Here is a 15,885-nt window from a genome sequence, read left to right on the forward strand (position 1 = left end):
GGACCCAGGGGCGACCGCAGTGCGCCAGCCCCTGGGTCCCGGATCGCCCTTTCAGGGCGTCCGGGATGACAAGAAAATTGGGTTCGGAACGCACATGGACCTCCGCTACCAAACCGGCTTCGGCGCCCACTTCGCCACCGAGGCCGTGGCCGGCGCGCTGCCGGTAGGCCAGAACTCGCCGCAACGCGTGCCATTCGGGCTCTATGCCGAGCAGTTGTCCGGCACGGCCTTCACCGCGCCGCGCCACGAGAACCGTCGCAGCTGGCTCTACCGTCTGAGGCCTAGCGCCGGGCACGGCCCGTACGCGCCCTACGCCCAGGACAAGCTGGTCTCGGCCTTCCATGGCCCGGTGACGCCCAACCGCCTGCGCTGGGATCCGCTGGAGATCTCCGCCGCGCCGACCGACTTCGTCGATGGCCTGGTCACCCTGGCCGGCAACGCCGACGCGGCGACGTTGAACGGCATCGGCGTTCACCTCTATCTGGCCAACGCGTCGATGAAGAACCGCGTGTTCTACGACGCCGACGGCGAGCTCTTGATCGTGCCGCAGCAGGGCGTGCTGACCCTGGTCACCGAGATGGGCGTGCTGACGGCGGGGCCGGGCCACATCGCGGTGATCCCGCGCGGCGTGCGGTTCCGCGTCGAGGTCGACGGCCCCTCGCGCGGCTATGTCTGCGAGAACTACGGCGCGGCCTTCAAGCTGCCGGACCTGGGGCCGATCGGCTCCAACTGCCTGGCCAATCCACGCGACTTCGAGACGCCCGTGGCGGCGTTCGAGGACGTCGACGAACCGACCCTGGTGATCCAGAAGTTCCAGGGATCGCTGTGGGCCGCCGAGTGGGACCACAGCCCACTGGACGTCGTGGCCTGGCACGGCAATCTCGCGCCCTACCGCTACGACCTGTCGCGCTTCAACACGATCAACACCGTCAGCTTCGACCATCCCGATCCGTCGATCTTCACGGTCCTGACCTCGCCCAGCGACACGCCGGGGACGGCCAATTGCGACTTCGTGATCTTCCCGCCGCGCTGGATGGTGGCCGAGCACACGTTCCGCCCGCCCTGGTTCCACCGCAACGTGATGAGCGAGTTCATGGGCCTTGTCCACGGCGCCTATGACGCCAAGGAGGGCGGCTTCTCGCCTGGCGGTTCGTCCTTGCACAACTGCATGAGCGATCACGGGCCCGACGTCGCCAGCCACAGCAAGGCGACCGAGGCCGAGCTGGGGCCGCACAAGATCGACGGGACCATGGCCTTCATGTTCGAAAGCCGCTGGGTGATCCGGCCGACGAAGTTCGCTCTGGAGACTTCCGCGCTTCAGGGTGACTATGACGCCTGCTGGACGGGCTTCCCCAAGGCCAAGCTGCCTTAGGAACGATGCCTGTCGTAACTAGAAGAAACAAGGAAGCGCCCATGAAGCTCGCGTCTCTCAAGGGCGGCCGTGACGGCCGGCTTGTGGTGGTCTCCAACGACCTGGCCTGGTTCACGGACGCCGGGACCATCGCGCCGACCCTGCAGGCCGCGCTGGACGACTGGGCGCGTTGCGGGCCGATGTTGCAGGGGCTGGCCGATAGCCTCGAGCACGGTTCGGTGCCGAAGGAGCGTTTCCACGAGCACGAAGCGCTGAGCCCGCTGCCGCGCGCGTTCCAGTGGGTCGACGGCTCGGCCTATGTGAACCACGTGCAGCTGGTGCGCCAGGCGCGCGGCGCGGAGATGCCCGAGAGCTTCTGGACCGATCCCCTGATGTACCAGGGCGCGTCGGACGGCTTCCTGGCCCCGCGCGACACCATCCCCCTGGCCGACGCCAGCTGGGGCTGCGACCTGGAAGGCGAGATCGCGGTGATCGTCGACGATGTGCCGCTGGGCGCGACCCGCGAGGAGGCCCTGGCCGCCATCCGCCTGGTCATGCTCTGCAACGACGTCTCGCTACGCAACCTGATCCCGGCCGAACTGGCCAAGGGTTTCGGCTTCGTGCAGTCCAAGCCCGCCAGCGCCTTCTCGCCGGTGGCGGTGTCGCCCGACGCGCTGGGCGAGGCCTGGAAGGACGGCAAGCTGCATGGCGCCCTGCTGGTCGAGCTGGACGGCAAGGACTTTGGCCGCGCCGACGCCGGCGTCGACATGACCTTCGACTTCGGGACCCTGGTCGCCCACGCGGCCAAGACCCGGTCGTTGAGCGCCGGCACGATCGTCGGCTCGGGCACCGTGTCGAACCGTGGCGAGGACGGCGGTCCCGGCAAGCCGATCAGCGAGGGCGGCCTGGGCTATTCGTGCCTCGCCGAACTGCGCACGGTCGAGACCATCCTGACCGGCGCGGCCAAGACGCCGTTCCTGCTGGGCGACGACACCATCCGTATCGAGATGAAGGACGCCAAGGGCCACTCGATCTTCGGCGCCATCGAGCAGACGGTCGAGCGGGTTTGAACGAAGAGACGGCCGCCGCGCCCGTAGGCCGGATCTGGGAAACGCGGGCCGGGATCGATCTCGGCCCGCTGGACCTGATCGCCGATGGGGCGGCGCGAAACTATGTGCTGCAAATTGGCGACAAGCGCTTCCACGGCTTCGTGGTGCGCCGAGGCGAGGCGGTGTTCGGCTATGTCGACCGCTGCCCGCACGCCGGCCTGCCGTTGGCTCAGGCGTTGGACCGCTACCTGACGCCCGGCGGAGACCTGATTATGTGCTCCTGGCACGGGGCGATGTTCACGGTGGAGGAGGGGGCTTGCGTCGGCGGTCCCTGCGTGGGGGCCAAGCTATCGCCCTGGCCGGTCGAAGCGCGCGAGGGACGGATCGTCACGGCCTGAGGGTTAACCCTGTTTGGTCAGGTCCGCTTAAGGCTTGCCGACCAGATTGCCTTCGATCCCGAAAGGAACTCGACGTGCAGGTTTCCGCCACCAACACCGCCCAGTACACGCCGCGTCCGGCGGCTTCGAGCGAAGCCGCCGCGGCGATCGTCGACCTGACCCAGCTGGCGGTGGCGCAGACCAACGCCAAGGCGACCGCTGCGGCCGGCGCGGCGCTGGGCCAGGCCACCGGCGAACTGACGGGCGTGCTGGTCAACATCTCGGCCTGAACCGAGCTTCAGACAAAAGAACGGCCGCCTTCCAGGAGAAGAAGGCGGCCGAGTCATTGGGAGGAAACGCCCGAAAGGGCTGATTTCCATATAGCCGTTTGAAACGCGCTTGACAACGTTGTCACGAAATTAATTTCGCGTAGCGATGAAATTGAAGCGCTCGGCTGGCCCTACTTCTTCTTGGCCGCCTGGACCTCGATCTCGACCAGCATGCCGTCGGCGACCAGCGAGGTGATCTGGCTGGTGATGCGCGAGGGCTTGTTGGGCTGGGTCGCGGTGCCGAAGTAGGTCTTGTAGCCCTCCATCATGCCGGCGAAGTCCATCTTGCCGCCCTTGGCCGGATCGCCGACCAGCAGGACCCGCATCATCACGACGTCGGCCATGGTCGCGCCCTGGGTCTTCAGCGCGGCCTCGATGCGGCCCAGCACGCCCAGGGTCTGGGTCTTGGTGTCGCCGAACTTGGCCACGCCCGTGGCTTTCTCGTCGATGACCGGGGGGGTCATGCCGCTGACATAGATGGTGTCGTAGCCGGCCGGAACGGTGACGACGCTGGCGATGGCCGATTTGGGATCGCCGCCACGGACGATCTCCTGGGCGTGGGCGGCGCCGGCGAGCGCGGCAATGCCGGCGGCGAGGGCGATGAGGCGTTTCATGAGGTCTTCTCCCTGTGGAATTCAAACATTGACGCGTGACGGGCGCCGAAACCGGTACCCACTTTCGGCTGTTACGCTTCGGCTAGTGAGCCTGCAGGCCGCGCGCCTTGGCGGCGGCCTTGGCGGCGTTGCGGGCGGCCACGACCTCGGCGGGCTTGATGGCCGAGGCCTTGTTGCCCCACGAACCGCGGACATAGGTCAGGATGGCCGCCAGGTCGGCGTCTGTCAGGTCGTCCTTGAAGGCCGGCATGCCCGCGCGGCCATTTAGCACCGTGGTTATGACGATCTTCGGATCGCCCTGCACCAGCGGCGAGCCGGCCAGGGCCGGGAAGGCGCCCTTGACGCCCTTGCCGGTCGCCTGGTGGCAGGCCGAGCAGTTGTCCATGAACTGCGATTGCGGCGTGGCGGCCGAGGCGAACGCCGGCGCGGCGATCGTCGCGACCAGCGCCAGGGCGGCGAAGCGGGAAGCTTTGGTCATCATCTTTTCTGGTCTCAGGCTTGCGACACGCGGGCGTGGATCTTGCCGATCTGCTGCCAGGCGGACTCGATGGCCCCGGCCTGCCAACCGCCCAGATAGCTGAGGTGCTCACCGGCCAGGTACAGGCGGCCGTCCGGTTCGCACAACGTCGGATAGCTGTTCTTGCGGCCGCCTTCGCCCCATTCGGCCCAGCCGCCCAGATTGTACTCGGCCAGGTGCCAGCTGAAGGAGAAGGCGTTGTCGAAGTTCTCGGCGTATTCCGGGAAGATCTTCTGGCCGGCCGCCACGGCGAAGGCGGCGCGCTCGGCCGGGGTCTTGGCGCTGATCCGCGCCGCCTCGCCGCCGAAGGCGTAGTAGCCCAGCAGCACGCCCTTCTGCCCCTGCCAGCCGTAGGAGGGCAGGGTGATCGAGTTGATCCCGGCGATGTCGTTGTAGATGTGACCGCCGTAGATGTGGTGGTTGTCCTCCCAGAAGCGGCTCTTCATCTGCAGGCCGATCTTGTTGACCGGCGCATAGGCCACGCCCTCCATCGCCGCCTTGAACGGGGCCGAGGCGTCCAGGTCGATCTGCTTCAGCACGCTGAGCGGGATGGTGCACAGGCAGTAGTCGGCGGTGACCTCGGCCTTCTTGCCGTCGGCGCCCTTGTACGAGACCGTGACGCCGGTGGGCGACTGCTTGATCTTCTCGACGACCGCCCCGTAGCGGATCATCGACCCGACCTGCTTCTCGAAGGCCTTGGCGATCTGGTCCATGCCGCCGATCGGTTGCAGCATGGTGCGCTGCTGCTCGTAGCCAGTGACCGAGCTCAGCACCCGCCAGGCGTTGCTGTCGAGCACATCCTTGAAGGCGAAGGGCGGCAATTCCTTGCCGGGGCCGGGATCGACGCCGGCGCCGGGATGGACGGAGAAGCCGCGCCCTTCGGTGCCCTTGTAGGCGAGGTCCTTGGACAGCCGGCCTTCGGTGACGAGGTAGGAGACGAACTTCTCGCGATCGATGCCGGTCAGCGGCGCGTCGAGCTGGCCCTGGCTTGCGGCCTTGGCGACCAGTTCGGCGGTGTAGCCGCGGATATCGGCGGCGATCTCACCCTTGCGCACCGGCTTGCCGGCCAGAGGCCCCGACGCCTTCTCGAAATAGACATAGGACGCGTCGTTGTCGTTGACGAAGCTCTCCAGCGGCACCCCGAATTTCTTGGTGTAGTGCAGGGTCGAGCGGTGGTGGTACGGGATCCGCCACGGGCCGTGGTTGATATACTGGCCCTCGTCGAACTCGCAGGTCTGCTCGTGACCGATCAGGTCGGTATGTTTGAAACCCTTGCGCGCCGTCTGGCAGCGGCCGCCGGCAAAAGATCGCGCCTCCAGAACCTGCACCTGATAGCCGGCCTTGCTCAGTTCGTAGGCGGCGGTCATGCCCGCCAGGCCCGCGCCCAGGATGACGATCTTGGTGTTCTTGGCCCCGCCGGTCAGCTCGGGCGGCAGCTCAGTGGCCGAGGCCATGCCGTAGCCCAGCGCCTCCATGCCCGATAGAACCAGCGACATGCCGCCGACCGCGGCCAGGCTTTCGAAGAACCGACGACGTGTAAGCACGCCACCCGACGAAGACGCGTCCAATCCACTCATAAACCAACCCCGCCCGTTCGTTATCGGTCGGCGCCCTGGGGCGTCGAACTCGAGGCCGGCGGGCCCTGCCGCGCCGGAACGCCGCCATCTCGAAATTACCGCCTCGCTGGCGCAATCCGTTTTCAGTCGAGACGGAGACTGACATGTTAGTCGCCTCGCCATTGGGCGCCTGAGGCGGTCGATGAGCGATCGGTGGGCGAGGGAACAACATTGTCCGACGTCATGCCGAATCCCTGTTTTCCGAGACCCCGGCCGCGCCGTGATGGAGACGTTATGAATTCGTCCAAACCTAGCCTTCGCCTGCGCCTGGCGCGTCCCGAGGACATGCCGGTCATGTCGGCCCTGATGGACCGCGCGATCGGCGAACTGCTGGGGGCGTTCCTGCCGCCGGAGGGTGTGAAAGCCTCGTTCGAGATCATGGGCCTGGACACCCAGCTGATCGCCGACGGCGCCTATTTCGTCGTGGAGGATGGCGACGCGATCGCCGGTTGCGGCGGCTGGAGCCGGCGCGCCACCCTGTTCGGCGGCGACCACTCGGCGGGGCGCGACGCGGCCTTTCTGGATCCGAAGACCGACGCGGCGCGGGTGCGGGCGATGTACACCCACCCTGACCATACGCGCAAAGGCGTCGGTCGGCTGATCCTTGACGCCTGCGAGGCCGCCGCCCGCGCCGAGGGCTTCAGCCGTGTGGAGATGGCCGCGACCCTGGGCGGCGCGCCCCTGTACCGTGCGTGCGGCTACCATGAGATCGAGCCGTTCGAGGCGGTGACCTCGAACGGCTACCGGGTGCCGCTGATCCGGATGGGGAAGGCGCTGTAGCCTCCCAGGGGTAGGAAAAGCAAAAGGGGCGGACCTCGCGGCCCGCCCCTCGCTTTTCAGTCCTGGCCCCAGCCTTAGAAGGCGTAGGTCAGTCGGCCGTAGTAGTAGCCGCCGTTGATGCCGTAGGGCGAGAAGCCGGGGTACTGGGTCACGCAGCCGCCGCCCGAAGCGATACAGGCGGTCTGGAACGCGGCCGTGAGCTTGTCCGGATACTTGTTGAACAGGTTGTTGGCCCCGATCGCGGCGGTGACGCCGACCGGGAACTTGTACGAGAGCTCGGCGTCGGTGATCGCCGCGCTGCTGGCCACGGTGTTCAGCAGCGGACCGGTGCCCGGGTCGGACAGGGCCGAGGCCTTGCCATAGAAGGTCTCGGTCAGCGACAGCGACAGCTTGCCGAAGGTGTAGAGACCGTTGAGGCCGATCTTGTACTTCGGCGCGGCCTTTTCGAGCAGCGAGGCGGCGTTGCCGGCGAACAGGACCTGGCCCGTCGGGAAGGCGGTGCTGGTGGTCGCCAGGGCGGTCGGGGCGGCCTTGACCTTGGTGATCTTGGTCTTGTTGAAGTTACCCGACAGCGTCCAGTCGATGCGGCCCATGCCGCCCAGGTCGGTCGGATAGGCGACCACGAAGTCGAGGCCCCGGGTGCGGGTGTCCAGACCGTTCGAGAAGATGTTGATGCCGGTGCTGGCCACCGTGCTGTCCAGCACGTTGCCGTTGGCGGCGATCGCGGCGTTGACGTTGGCGTTGACCACGACGCCGTTGCGCAGGCCGTAGACCGAGCTGGAACCGAAGATGCGGTTCTTCAGGTTGATCTGATAGGCGTCGATGGTCGCCGTCATCTTCGGGATCGGGTGAGCCACGATGCCGAGGCTGTAGTTCTTCGACTTCTCGGGCTTCAGCGCGTCGATACCCAGCAGGCGCGCGGCCGCCGAGTTCGGCGCCAGTTGCACGAAGGCGCTGGTCGGCGAGACGTTGGTGGCCGAGTAGTAGGATTCCGCCAGGGTCGGGGCGCGGAAACCGGTCGAGACCGTGCCGCGGATGGCGAACATCTCGCTGAAGTCGTAGCGGCTGGTCAGCTTGGCGACGGTGGTGTCGCCAAAGTCGCTGAACTTCTCGTAGCGGACGGCCGCGTCGATCTTCCACTCCGGAACCGGGGTGGCGGCGACGTCGCCGTACAGCGCCCAGCTGGTGCGGGCGTGGCCGCCGGCGTCGGTCTTCTGGAAGCCCGGATAGGACTGCGAGCCTTCCTTGTAGGTCGAGGCGGCGTCGCCCTGGCCGATGCGGTAGGTGTCGCGACGCTGCTCGTAACCGACGGCGACGTCCACCGGCGCCGACAGGCCGACGTCGAAGCCGCGACGCAGGTCGATGTTGTTGGTCCACTGGGTGGTGCGCCAGCTGCCGGCGTGGAACGAGGTCGGGCTGAAGCCCTTGGTCGTGGCGGTCGAGGTGTCGACATAGAGGCTGGCGTTGGCCGAATCCTCGACGCGAACCTCGATGTCGTCCTTGCCGTAGGTCGACGAGACGTCGAGGTCCCAGCCGGCCAGTTTGCCCGATACGCCCAGGGTCAGGGCGTAGTCGTCCTCGATGATCCGTTCACGCGGGCTGAAACCGTTGGGGAACGGCATGTCGAGGGCCGCGCCCATCTTGCCGATGATGCGGTTGTAGCGGCGGTAGTTCTCGTAGGCCGAGGCGTCCTTGTGGCCGAGGGTGCCGAACGAGTAGATCTCGAAATCGGCCGGCAGCTCGACGCCCGCGTTGAAGGCCAGGTTGTTCAGGCGGTACTCGGCGTCGCCCGAGATCAGGTTCAGGTTCGGATAGCCGGCGATCTTGCTCTCGACGGCGTTGTGGGCGGCCGAATAGCTGGGGCTGGCCGGGTTGGACACGCGCTGATCGGCCAGGCCGCGGTTGGAGAAGCCGTGGTATTTGCTCTCGACCGTCAGGTTCAGATAGCTGTTCTCGGTCGGCGCCATGCCGATATTGATCGAGCCACCGGCCGTCTTACCGCCGCCGTCGAAATATTCGCCGCCCGTGGCCGAGATCGAGCCGCCGCCTGGGTTCTTCTTCAGGATGATGTTGACGACGCCAGCGATGGCGTCGGTGCCGTACTGGGCTGCGGCGCCGTCCGTCAGCACCTCGATGCGGCCGATGCCGGCCATTGGGATGAAGCCCAGGTCCGCCGCGGCGGCGCCTTGATAGACGCCCGACAGAACGGCGAGGTTGCCGGTGGTGTGGCGGCGCTTGCCATTGACCAGCACCAGGGCCTGGTTAGGCGAAAGGCCGCGCAGACGGGCCGAGAGGGTCAGGTTGGCGGTGTCGCCGCCGAACGCCTGGGCGTTGAACGACGGAACCAGATTGGCGAGGCCAAGACGCAGGTCGACCGCGCCGGTGCGCTCCAGCGTGCTGGTGTCGACCACCTGGACGGGGGCGGGACTGTCGATGACGCGCAGGCCCGTCTGGCGCGTGCCGGTGACGATGATGGTGTCGATTTCAGTCTGGTCCGGCGCCTTGTCGGCCGCGTCAGCGGCATATGCCGTTATAGAGTAACCCAAAGTAACCGATAGCGCAGAAATACCCGCCAACAAGGCAGGTTTGAAACGCAGAGTCATTAATAGCCCCCTCTTTGTCTTTATGGACGCGTGATGAATCCCTTCTCCACGACGTTTTTCTCCCCGTTTTTATGATTTTTGACGCGGGTACTAAAAATATATCGGGTACTATCCGATCTATTCATGGGGATCCAAGTTGATGATTTCGGCAATGGCGCGCCGAAATAAATCGGCAACACAAAGGCCGGCGCCCTGTGGGCGCCGTTTTGCGCGGCGGCGGATCACGGATTTTGAGCAGATGGGCGCCGTTTTTCCGCACGCGGAGGCGGTGGAGGGGGCGGACGGCGCGGTCTGGTTCAGGCGACGAGGCGCATCGGCTCGGCCATTTCGTCGGTCTCTTCGGTCTCGAACAGGTCGAAAGCCTCTTCCCAGGCGGACATCCGAGAATCGCGCAGCTCTGCGTCGTCGGTAATGCGGACGATCTGATCCTCGCGATCGTTCCACACCAGGCCGATGTCAGTGACCCGCTCGGCGTCGCGGCCCAGCAGCAGGAAGATGTCGGCCCGCGCCGCGCGCTCATGGCTGATCCGGCGCAGGGTGCGGCCGCCGCCCAGGTCGCGATGGATGTCGGCGAAGTCGAGCACGGCCGAGATCATGGCCTGGTTCACGGGCGCGACGGTCCAAGGGGAGCAAGTAAAGCGCGACATACGAGGTTCCTTTGGGGCTTCTCCAGTCTCGACATCCGCAGAATGTGCGGGCATTGCGACAGAAACGGTCGTAAGTTGCGCGTCTGTTCGAGGAACGCATGAGACACGAAAAAGCGACCCGTCTGCTGGATCTGGCCCGCATGTTGGCGGGCTCGGCCGAGGGGCTGACTCTGGACGAGATGGCCCAGGCGCTGGATGTCGGGCGCCGAACCGCCGAGCGGATGCGCGACGCCGTCTGGGCCGCCTTCCCGCAGATGGAGGCGATCGACGATCCGCCGACCAAGCGCTTTCGCATCCCCTCGGGCCTGGACAGCCTGTTCCAGACTCCGACCGCCGAGGAGTTGGCGGCCCTGCGCACGGCGGCGGACTCATTGCGCGCCTCGGGCGCCGACAGCCGCGCGGCCTCGCTCTACGCCTTGGAGGCCAAGCTGCTGTCGGCCCTGCGCGGCTCGGCCCGCCGGCGGGTGGCCCCCGATGTCGAGGCTCTGGTCCAGGCCGAGATGATCGCGGTCCACGCCGGCCCGCGTCCTTTCGAGGAAGGGTCGGTGCTGGCGACCATCCGCACGGCGATCAAGGGTCTGTCGGCCCTGTCGTTCCGCTACGAGGGCGGCAGCACGCCGGGGCGGACCCGGGAGGTGACGCCGCTGGGCGTCCTGTTCGGCCGCAGCAACTACTTGGTGGCGCTTGAGGGCAAGGGCGGCAAGCCGCGCTCGTGGCGTCTGGACCGGATGAGCGACCTGAAGGCGCTGGACAAGCCCGCTCCGCCGCCCGAGGGCTTCTCCCTGCAGGCCTTCGCCGACGAGAGCTTCGGCATCTATCACGACGAGATCCAGGACGTGGTCCTGCGCATCACGCCAAAGGGGGCCGAGGACGCCCTGCGCTGGCGCTTTCACCCAACGCAGAAGGTGAGCCAGGAAGCGGACGGCTCGGTGACGGTCACCTTCCGCGCCGGCGGCATGCGCGAGCTGGCCTGGCACCTCTTTACCTGGGGCGACACCGTGGAGATCGTCGCGCCGCAGGTGCTGAAGGATAAGATGCTCGAAGAGCTTCGCGAGGCTGGTCGCGCCCACGGGGCGTGGTAGGGACGGGGCCATGAACTACCGCCACGCCTTCCACGCCGGCAACTTCGCCGACCTGCACAAGCACGCGATCCTGCTGGCCATGCTCTCGGCCCTGCAGGGGGAGAGCGAGGTGCTGACGGTGATCGACACCCACGCCGGGGCGGGGGGCTACGACCTCGGCGGCGAGATGGCGCGCCGCTCGGGCGAGGCGCAGGCGGGGATCTTCCGGCTGAAGGCGGCGAGCGACGCCCCGGCGGTGTTCGGCTCCCTGCTGAAGGCGGTCGCGCTCATGAACGGCGGATGCGATGGCGATCTCTATCCCGGCTCGCCGCTGCTGATGGCCCGCGCCCTGCGCAAGGCCGACCGCTATGTCGGCTGCGAGCTGCGGCCCGACGACGTGGCGCTACTGCGCGAGAGCTTGGCGCCCTATGCCAACGCCCAGGCCCTGGAGGCCGATGGCTACGCCGCCGCCGTGAACCAGACCGGCAAGGGCGGGCGCGCCTTCGTGGTCATCGATCCGCCGTTCGAGCGGCCGGACGATTACCAGCGGATCGTGGCGACGACTCGCGACGTCCTGGCTCGCGCCCCCGACGCGGCCCTGGCCATCTGGCTGCCGATCAAGGATTTGGAGACCTTTGACGCCTTCCTGCGCGGGATGGAAACTGTCACGCCAAAAACTGTCATGGGCGACCTGCTAGTGGCGGAACTCCGCCTGCGGCCGCTGACGGATCCCATGAAGATGAACGGCTGCGCGATGGTGATGGTCGGCGCGCCAGTCAGTGTCGAGGGCGCGGCCGGCGAGGCCGGCGACTGGATCGCCGCGCGGCTGGGCGAGGCCGGCGGCCGTTCGCGCGTCTGGCGGACGTGACGCGTAGCCAACCCAGCTTCGCCGAGGCCGTCCGTGTCTGGCTGAAGGTCGGGCTGCTGGGCTTCGGCGGTCCCGCCGGCCAGATCGCTCTGCTGCATCGGGAAGTCGTCGAAACCCGCGACTGGATCGACGACGACGAGTTCGCGCGCGCCTTGAGCTTCTGCATGCTGCTGCCCGGCCCCGAGGCCCAGCAGCTGGCCACCTGGCTGGGCTGGCGGATGCACGGGATTCGCGGCGGCGTGGCGGCGGGCCTGCTGTTCGTGCTGCCCGGACTGGCGGTCATGCTGGGTCTTTCGGCGCTCTATGTCGTCCATGGCCGCTCGGACTGGGCCGGGCCGGTGCTGCTGGGCCTGAAGGCGGCGGTGGTCGCCCTCGTTCTGCAAGCCCTGCTGAAGATCGGCCGGCGCACGATCAAGGACCGCGCCGCCGCCGCCGTCGCCGTCGCGGCCTTCGCGATGATGGCCTTCACGACCCTGCCGTTCCCGCTGGTGATCATCTGCGCCGGCGCCCTGGGCTGGCTGACGGCCAAGGGCGGGGAGGGGGCGGTTCCGCCGCCCGCCGCGCCGCCGAAGGGCCAGGCAAGGACGGCGTTGGCGTGCCTGGCGCTGTGGCTGGCCCCGATCGCTCTGGCTTGGTTGATCGCGCCGGGCTCCGTGCTGGCCTGGATGGGGCTGACCTTTGGCGGCCTGGCGGCGATCAGCTTCGGCGGCGCCTATGCGGCCTTGGCCTATATTGGTCAGACGGCCTCGGCGCTGGGCTGGCTGTCGGCGCCGCAGATGCTGGACGGCCTGGGCCTGGCCGAGACCACGCCGGGACCGCTGATCCTGGTCTTCGTATTCGTCGGCTTCGTCGGCGCCTTCCAGACCGCGCCGGTCGAGTGGGCCTGGGTCCTGGCCGTGCTGGGCGGACTGATGGCCGCCTGGACCACCTTCGCGCCGTCGTTCCTTTGGATCTTCGCCGGCGGGCCCCTGTTCGAGCGCTGGGGCCGGCGGCCCAGGCCCTCCCGCGCGCTCGCCATGATCTCGGCCGCCGCCGTCGGCGTGATCGGCCAGCTGGCCCTGTGGTTCGCCATCCACCTGCTGTTCCGCGGCGGCCAGACCATGGAGGTCGCGGGCCTGCTCAGCGTGATGCTGCCTGATCTCGGGAGCCTGAACGTCGCGGCCGTGGGTCTGACCGTCCTGGCCTTGGCGCTGACCTTCGCCACGCGCCTGCCGATGCTGGCTATGATCGCGGTCATGATCGTGGCGGGCGTGCTCTTGAAGATGGTTGGAGCAAGTTGACCTAAGGTTAGCATTTTTGCGCTTGCGAACGAATTTTCCGTGTTATGCTGCATTGCAATAGATCGTGATTGCCAGCCCAGCGGAGCGCGCCATGGTTTCGATCTTCAATTTCCTTCCCGACTACACGGCCGACAAGGCCGCGCCCGAGACAGCGCCTCGCCTGATGGTCGGCGCGGCCTCGCCGCTCTGGCTGATGTTCGGCGGCGCGGCCGCGGCCGGCGCCACCTATTGGTGGTGGGCCAATCGCTGGCGCGAAGCGGTCAATCTCGAGTCGCTGATGGCTCTGGCGCCCGAGCCCGTCGCCCCGCCGCTGGAGGCCGCGCCTGACGCGCCGCCTGAACCGGTGCTGGAAGCTATCGCCGAGCCCATCGTCGAGGCTGTCGCCCTGGTCGCCGAGACCGCCGAAACCGTCCTCGACGCCACGCAGGAAATCATCGAGGCCGCCGCCGAGCCGATCGTCGAGGCCACGGTCGCCGCCAACGAGGACACCGCCGAGGCGGTATCTGAGCCGGTCGCCGCGGCCGAACCGCTTGTGGCCGAAGCCGCGGACGCCGTCGCCGAAGCCGTGGAGGCGGCGCCCGACGCCGTCGTGGCCCCTCTCGACGACCTGACCAAGCTTGTCGGTGTAGGGCCCAAGCTGGCGGCCTCCCTGGCTGAGCTGGGCGTGACCAAGTTCAGCCAGATCGCCGCCTGGACGCCGGACGAACTGGCCTCGTACGACCAACTGCTGAACCTGAAGGGCCGCGCCGAACGCGAGGCCTGGATCGCCCAGGCCAAGCGCTTCTCGACGGACGCCTAGAGTCCGAACGCGGCCAGCAGCCGGTCCGCCGCCGCCGAGGCCGGAACCTCGCCGGCGCGCACGGCTGTCTCGAGTGCGGGGACCAGGGCCGCGACGGCCGGGTCGGTCTTGAAGGCGTCTTCCAGCCGGTCGCGGACCATGGCCCACATCCAGCGGGCGTCCTGGTCGGCCCGGCGAGCGGCCCGCGCGCCGTTCGCGGTCATGATGTCGCGATGACGCTGGATCTGCCGCCAGAGCACGTCGAGCCCCAGGCCCGTCAGGCCGGAGGCCGTCAGCACGGGCGGCGTCCAGTCCTGGTGGGCGGGCGTAAGAATGTGCAGGGCGTTGCGATAGTCGCGCGCCGAGCGCTCGGCCCGTTCCGGATCGGCGTCGGCCTTGTTGATCAGCAACAGGTCGGCCAACTCGATCAGGCCCTTCTTGATGCCCTGCAGTTCGTCGCCGCCGCCGGGGATCAGGACGGCCAGGAAGATGTCGACCATGTCGGCCACCACCGTCTCGGATTGTCCGACGCCGACGGTCTCGACGATGACGATATCGAAGCCGGCCGCCTCGCACAGCAGCATGGCCTCGCGGGTCTTGCGCGCCACGCCGCCCAGGGCGCCGCCGGACGGGGAGGGGCGGATATAGGCGTTGGGCTGGACGCTGAGCCGTTCCATCCGGGTCTTGTCGCCGAGGATCGAGCCGCCGTGGCGCCCGGACGACGGATCGACCGCCAGCACCGCCACCTTATGTCCGGCCTCGACGAGGTCGCAGCCGAAGCGCTCGATGGTCGTCGACTTGCCCGCGCCCGGCACGCCCGTGACGCCGATCCGCTGGGCGCGGCCGGTCAGGGGCATCAGGCGCGAGAGCAGGGCGCGCGCGGCGACCTGGTGGTCGGACCGGCGGCTCTCCACCAGCGTGATGGCGCGCGCCAGGGCGGCGCGGTCGCCGGCGACCAGGCGCTGTTCCAGCGTGTCGATGTCGAGCTTGGAGGTCACGTCCCGGGATTAGAGGACGACGGCCGTCCCGGAAACCGAAACCATCATCATCTGGGCGTTGGGGCCGACGGTATTGTAGTCGAGGTCCACCGCCAGGATGGCGTTGGCGCCGACCTTCTCGGCTTCCTTGACGAGGGCCTTCATGGCGTCCTCGCGGGCGCGGGCGAGCACGCGTTCGTACGACTTGGAGTGGCCGCCGATGAAGTCGCGGATGGCCGCCATCAGGTCGAGCACGACGTTCGCGCCCAGGATCGACTGGGCGTAGATCGCGCCCTTGTACTCCTGGACAGGGTGGCCCTCGATGAACGGCGTGGTCGTGATCAGCATCCGGGAATCCTGGCGCATCGTAGGGTTAACTTAGGCGCAAACGCCGCCGTTCGCGAGGGGCTCCCCCGAAAAGCGGTGCTTTCCATCACGCTGTTCGCCCGGTGGGGGAATCTGGCGGGTCAGCCCTTCCTGTGCGGCCGGGCTTCGGGCAGATTGCCCGCGTTTACCGCGTCCGGAGCCGCCTGGTGATCTTCGCGAAATCGCATGTCGAACTGCACAACATCCGCAACAACGTGGAGCGGGTGAGGAAGCTGTCCGACAACGTCGTGGGCGTCGGACCCCTGGGGATCGGCCTGGACGGCCTGCTGACCTGGATCCCGGGAGCGGGCGAACTCTACAGCTTGGGCGCGGGCGGCCTTATCGTTTTCGACGCCGTGCGGGCTCGCGCCGCGCCGATGATCGTCATCCAGATCTGCGCCATCATCCTGATCGACACGGTCGCCGGCTCGATCCCCGTGGCGGGCAAGGCGATCGACGTGCTGTTCACCGGCCACAAGTGGTCGGCCGACATGCTGACCAAACATATGGACGACACGATCTATTTCGAGGGCTCGCGCAAGGACGTGCAGGGCACCCAGGAGTACCGGGACCTGCTGGCCCGCATCCAGGCGGGCAAGGAAAAGCGCCGGGTCGTTTTCCTGGGTTAGAAACTCAACACAACCATTGGCGGGACGGAGCGTTCAGGGAAGC

At 67.7% G+C, this 15,885-nt stretch carries 17 protein-coding genes; 10 read left to right on the forward strand and 7 right to left on the reverse strand.

Translation table 11 applies throughout. The annotated features are described in order from the left end of the window. Positions 1–94 precede the first annotated feature (94 nt). From hmgA to AC1RJ9_RS16145, 4 genes are all read left to right on the forward strand, one after another. Complete coding sequence (hmgA, locus tag AC1RJ9_RS16130; protein ID WP_492837912.1) at positions 95–1,372, forward strand: homogentisate 1,2-dioxygenase; 1,278 nt, start codon at positions 95–97, stop codon at positions 1,370–1,372. 41 nt (positions 1,373–1,413) lie between these two features. Beyond that, positions 1,414–2,421, forward strand: coding sequence for a fumarylacetoacetate hydrolase family protein (locus tag AC1RJ9_RS16135; protein WP_492837913.1), 1,008 nt, complete (start codon positions 1,414–1,416; stop codon positions 2,419–2,421). Then, positions 2,418–2,798, forward strand: coding sequence for a Rieske (2Fe-2S) protein (locus AC1RJ9_RS16140; RefSeq protein WP_492837914.1), 381 nt, complete (start codon positions 2,418–2,420; stop codon positions 2,796–2,798). Before AC1RJ9_RS16135 ends, AC1RJ9_RS16140 begins: the two co-directional genes overlap by 4 nt. A 74-nt stretch (positions 2,799–2,872) precedes the next feature. After that, positions 2,873–3,067: a hypothetical protein gene (locus AC1RJ9_RS16145; protein WP_492837916.1), complete on the forward strand. Its 195-nt coding sequence runs from the start codon at positions 2,873–2,875 to the stop codon at positions 3,065–3,067. A gap of 170 nt (positions 3,068–3,237) precedes the next feature. On the opposite strand, the gene AC1RJ9_RS16150 is transcribed toward AC1RJ9_RS16145, so the two are convergent. From AC1RJ9_RS16150 to AC1RJ9_RS16160, 3 genes are all read right to left on the reverse strand, one after another. After that, positions 3,238–3,720 carry a RidA family protein gene (locus tag AC1RJ9_RS16150; protein WP_125159424.1) on the reverse strand — a complete coding sequence of 161 codons (483 nt, stop codon included), beginning with the start codon at positions 3,718–3,720 and terminating at the stop codon, positions 3,238–3,240. Positions 3,721–3,802: 82 nt separating this feature from the next. Further along, entirely contained in the window at positions 3,803–4,198 is a 396-nt protein-coding gene (locus AC1RJ9_RS16155; protein ID WP_492837918.1) for a c-type cytochrome, read from the reverse strand. A 14-nt stretch (positions 4,199–4,212) separates the two neighbouring features. Then, complete coding sequence (locus AC1RJ9_RS16160; protein ID WP_492837919.1) at positions 4,213–5,814, reverse strand: flavin monoamine oxidase family protein; 1,602 nt, start codon at positions 5,812–5,814, stop codon at positions 4,213–4,215. Between the two features lie 273 nt (positions 5,815–6,087). Here AC1RJ9_RS16160 and AC1RJ9_RS16165 point away from each other — a divergent pair, with 273 nt between their 5' ends. After that, entirely contained in the window at positions 6,088–6,633 is a 546-nt protein-coding gene (locus tag AC1RJ9_RS16165) for a GNAT family N-acetyltransferase (protein ID WP_492837920.1), read from the forward strand. 74 nt (positions 6,634–6,707) lie between these two features. On the opposite strand, the gene AC1RJ9_RS16170 is transcribed toward AC1RJ9_RS16165, so the two are convergent. Both AC1RJ9_RS16170 and AC1RJ9_RS16175 read right to left on the reverse strand, forming a co-directional pair. After that, complete coding sequence (locus AC1RJ9_RS16170; RefSeq protein ID WP_492837921.1) at positions 6,708–9,179, reverse strand: TonB-dependent receptor plug domain-containing protein; 2,472 nt, start codon at positions 9,177–9,179, stop codon at positions 6,708–6,710. Positions 9,180–9,532: 353 nt separating this feature from the next. Next, complete coding sequence (locus AC1RJ9_RS16175; protein WP_492837922.1) at positions 9,533–9,883, reverse strand: hypothetical protein; 351 nt, start codon at positions 9,881–9,883, stop codon at positions 9,533–9,535. Positions 9,884–9,981: 98 nt separating this feature from the next. Between AC1RJ9_RS16175 and AC1RJ9_RS16180 the strand changes: the two genes are divergently transcribed. From AC1RJ9_RS16180 to phaH, 4 genes are all read left to right on the forward strand, one after another. After that, positions 9,982–10,965: a helix-turn-helix transcriptional regulator gene (locus AC1RJ9_RS16180; RefSeq protein ID WP_492837923.1), complete on the forward strand. Its 984-nt coding sequence runs from the start codon at positions 9,982–9,984 to the stop codon at positions 10,963–10,965. 10 nt (positions 10,966–10,975) lie between these two features. Then, on the forward strand, positions 10,976–11,812 hold the full coding sequence (gene rlmJ, locus AC1RJ9_RS16185) for a 23S rRNA (adenine(2030)-N(6))-methyltransferase RlmJ (protein ID WP_492837924.1): 837 nt from the start codon (positions 10,976–10,978) through the stop codon (positions 11,810–11,812). After that, positions 11,809–13,092 carry a chromate efflux transporter gene (gene chrA, locus AC1RJ9_RS16190; protein WP_492837925.1) on the forward strand — a complete coding sequence of 428 codons (1,284 nt, stop codon included), beginning with the start codon at positions 11,809–11,811 and terminating at the stop codon, positions 13,090–13,092. Before rlmJ ends, chrA begins: the two co-directional genes overlap by 4 nt. 91 nt (positions 13,093–13,183) lie before the next feature. After that, the gene (gene phaH, locus AC1RJ9_RS16195) at positions 13,184–13,891 is read left to right on the forward strand and encodes a phasin PhaH (protein WP_492837926.1); all 708 of its coding nucleotides are present in this window, start codon (positions 13,184–13,186) and stop codon (positions 13,889–13,891) included. Here phaH and meaB read toward each other — a convergent pair. Beyond that, a complete protein-coding gene (gene meaB / locus AC1RJ9_RS16200) occupies positions 13,888–14,868 on the reverse strand; it encodes a methylmalonyl Co-A mutase-associated GTPase MeaB (protein WP_492837927.1) in 981 nt (326 codons plus the stop codon). The two genes, phaH and meaB, sit on opposite strands and share 4 nt — an antisense overlap. A 9-nt stretch (positions 14,869–14,877) precedes the next feature. Continuing rightward, on the reverse strand, positions 14,878–15,195 hold the full coding sequence (locus AC1RJ9_RS16205) for a heavy metal-binding domain-containing protein (protein ID WP_492103672.1): 318 nt from the start codon (positions 15,193–15,195) through the stop codon (positions 14,878–14,880). A gap of 182 nt (positions 15,196–15,377) precedes the next feature. Here AC1RJ9_RS16205 and AC1RJ9_RS16210 point away from each other — a divergent pair, with 182 nt between their 5' ends. Next, the gene (locus AC1RJ9_RS16210) at positions 15,378–15,842 is read left to right on the forward strand and encodes a DUF4112 domain-containing protein (protein ID WP_492838075.1); all 465 of its coding nucleotides are present in this window, start codon (positions 15,378–15,380) and stop codon (positions 15,840–15,842) included. Positions 15,843–15,885: the final 43 nt, after the last annotated feature.

This window comes from Caulobacter sp. GW822-FHT07D08 (assembly GCF_058798735.1).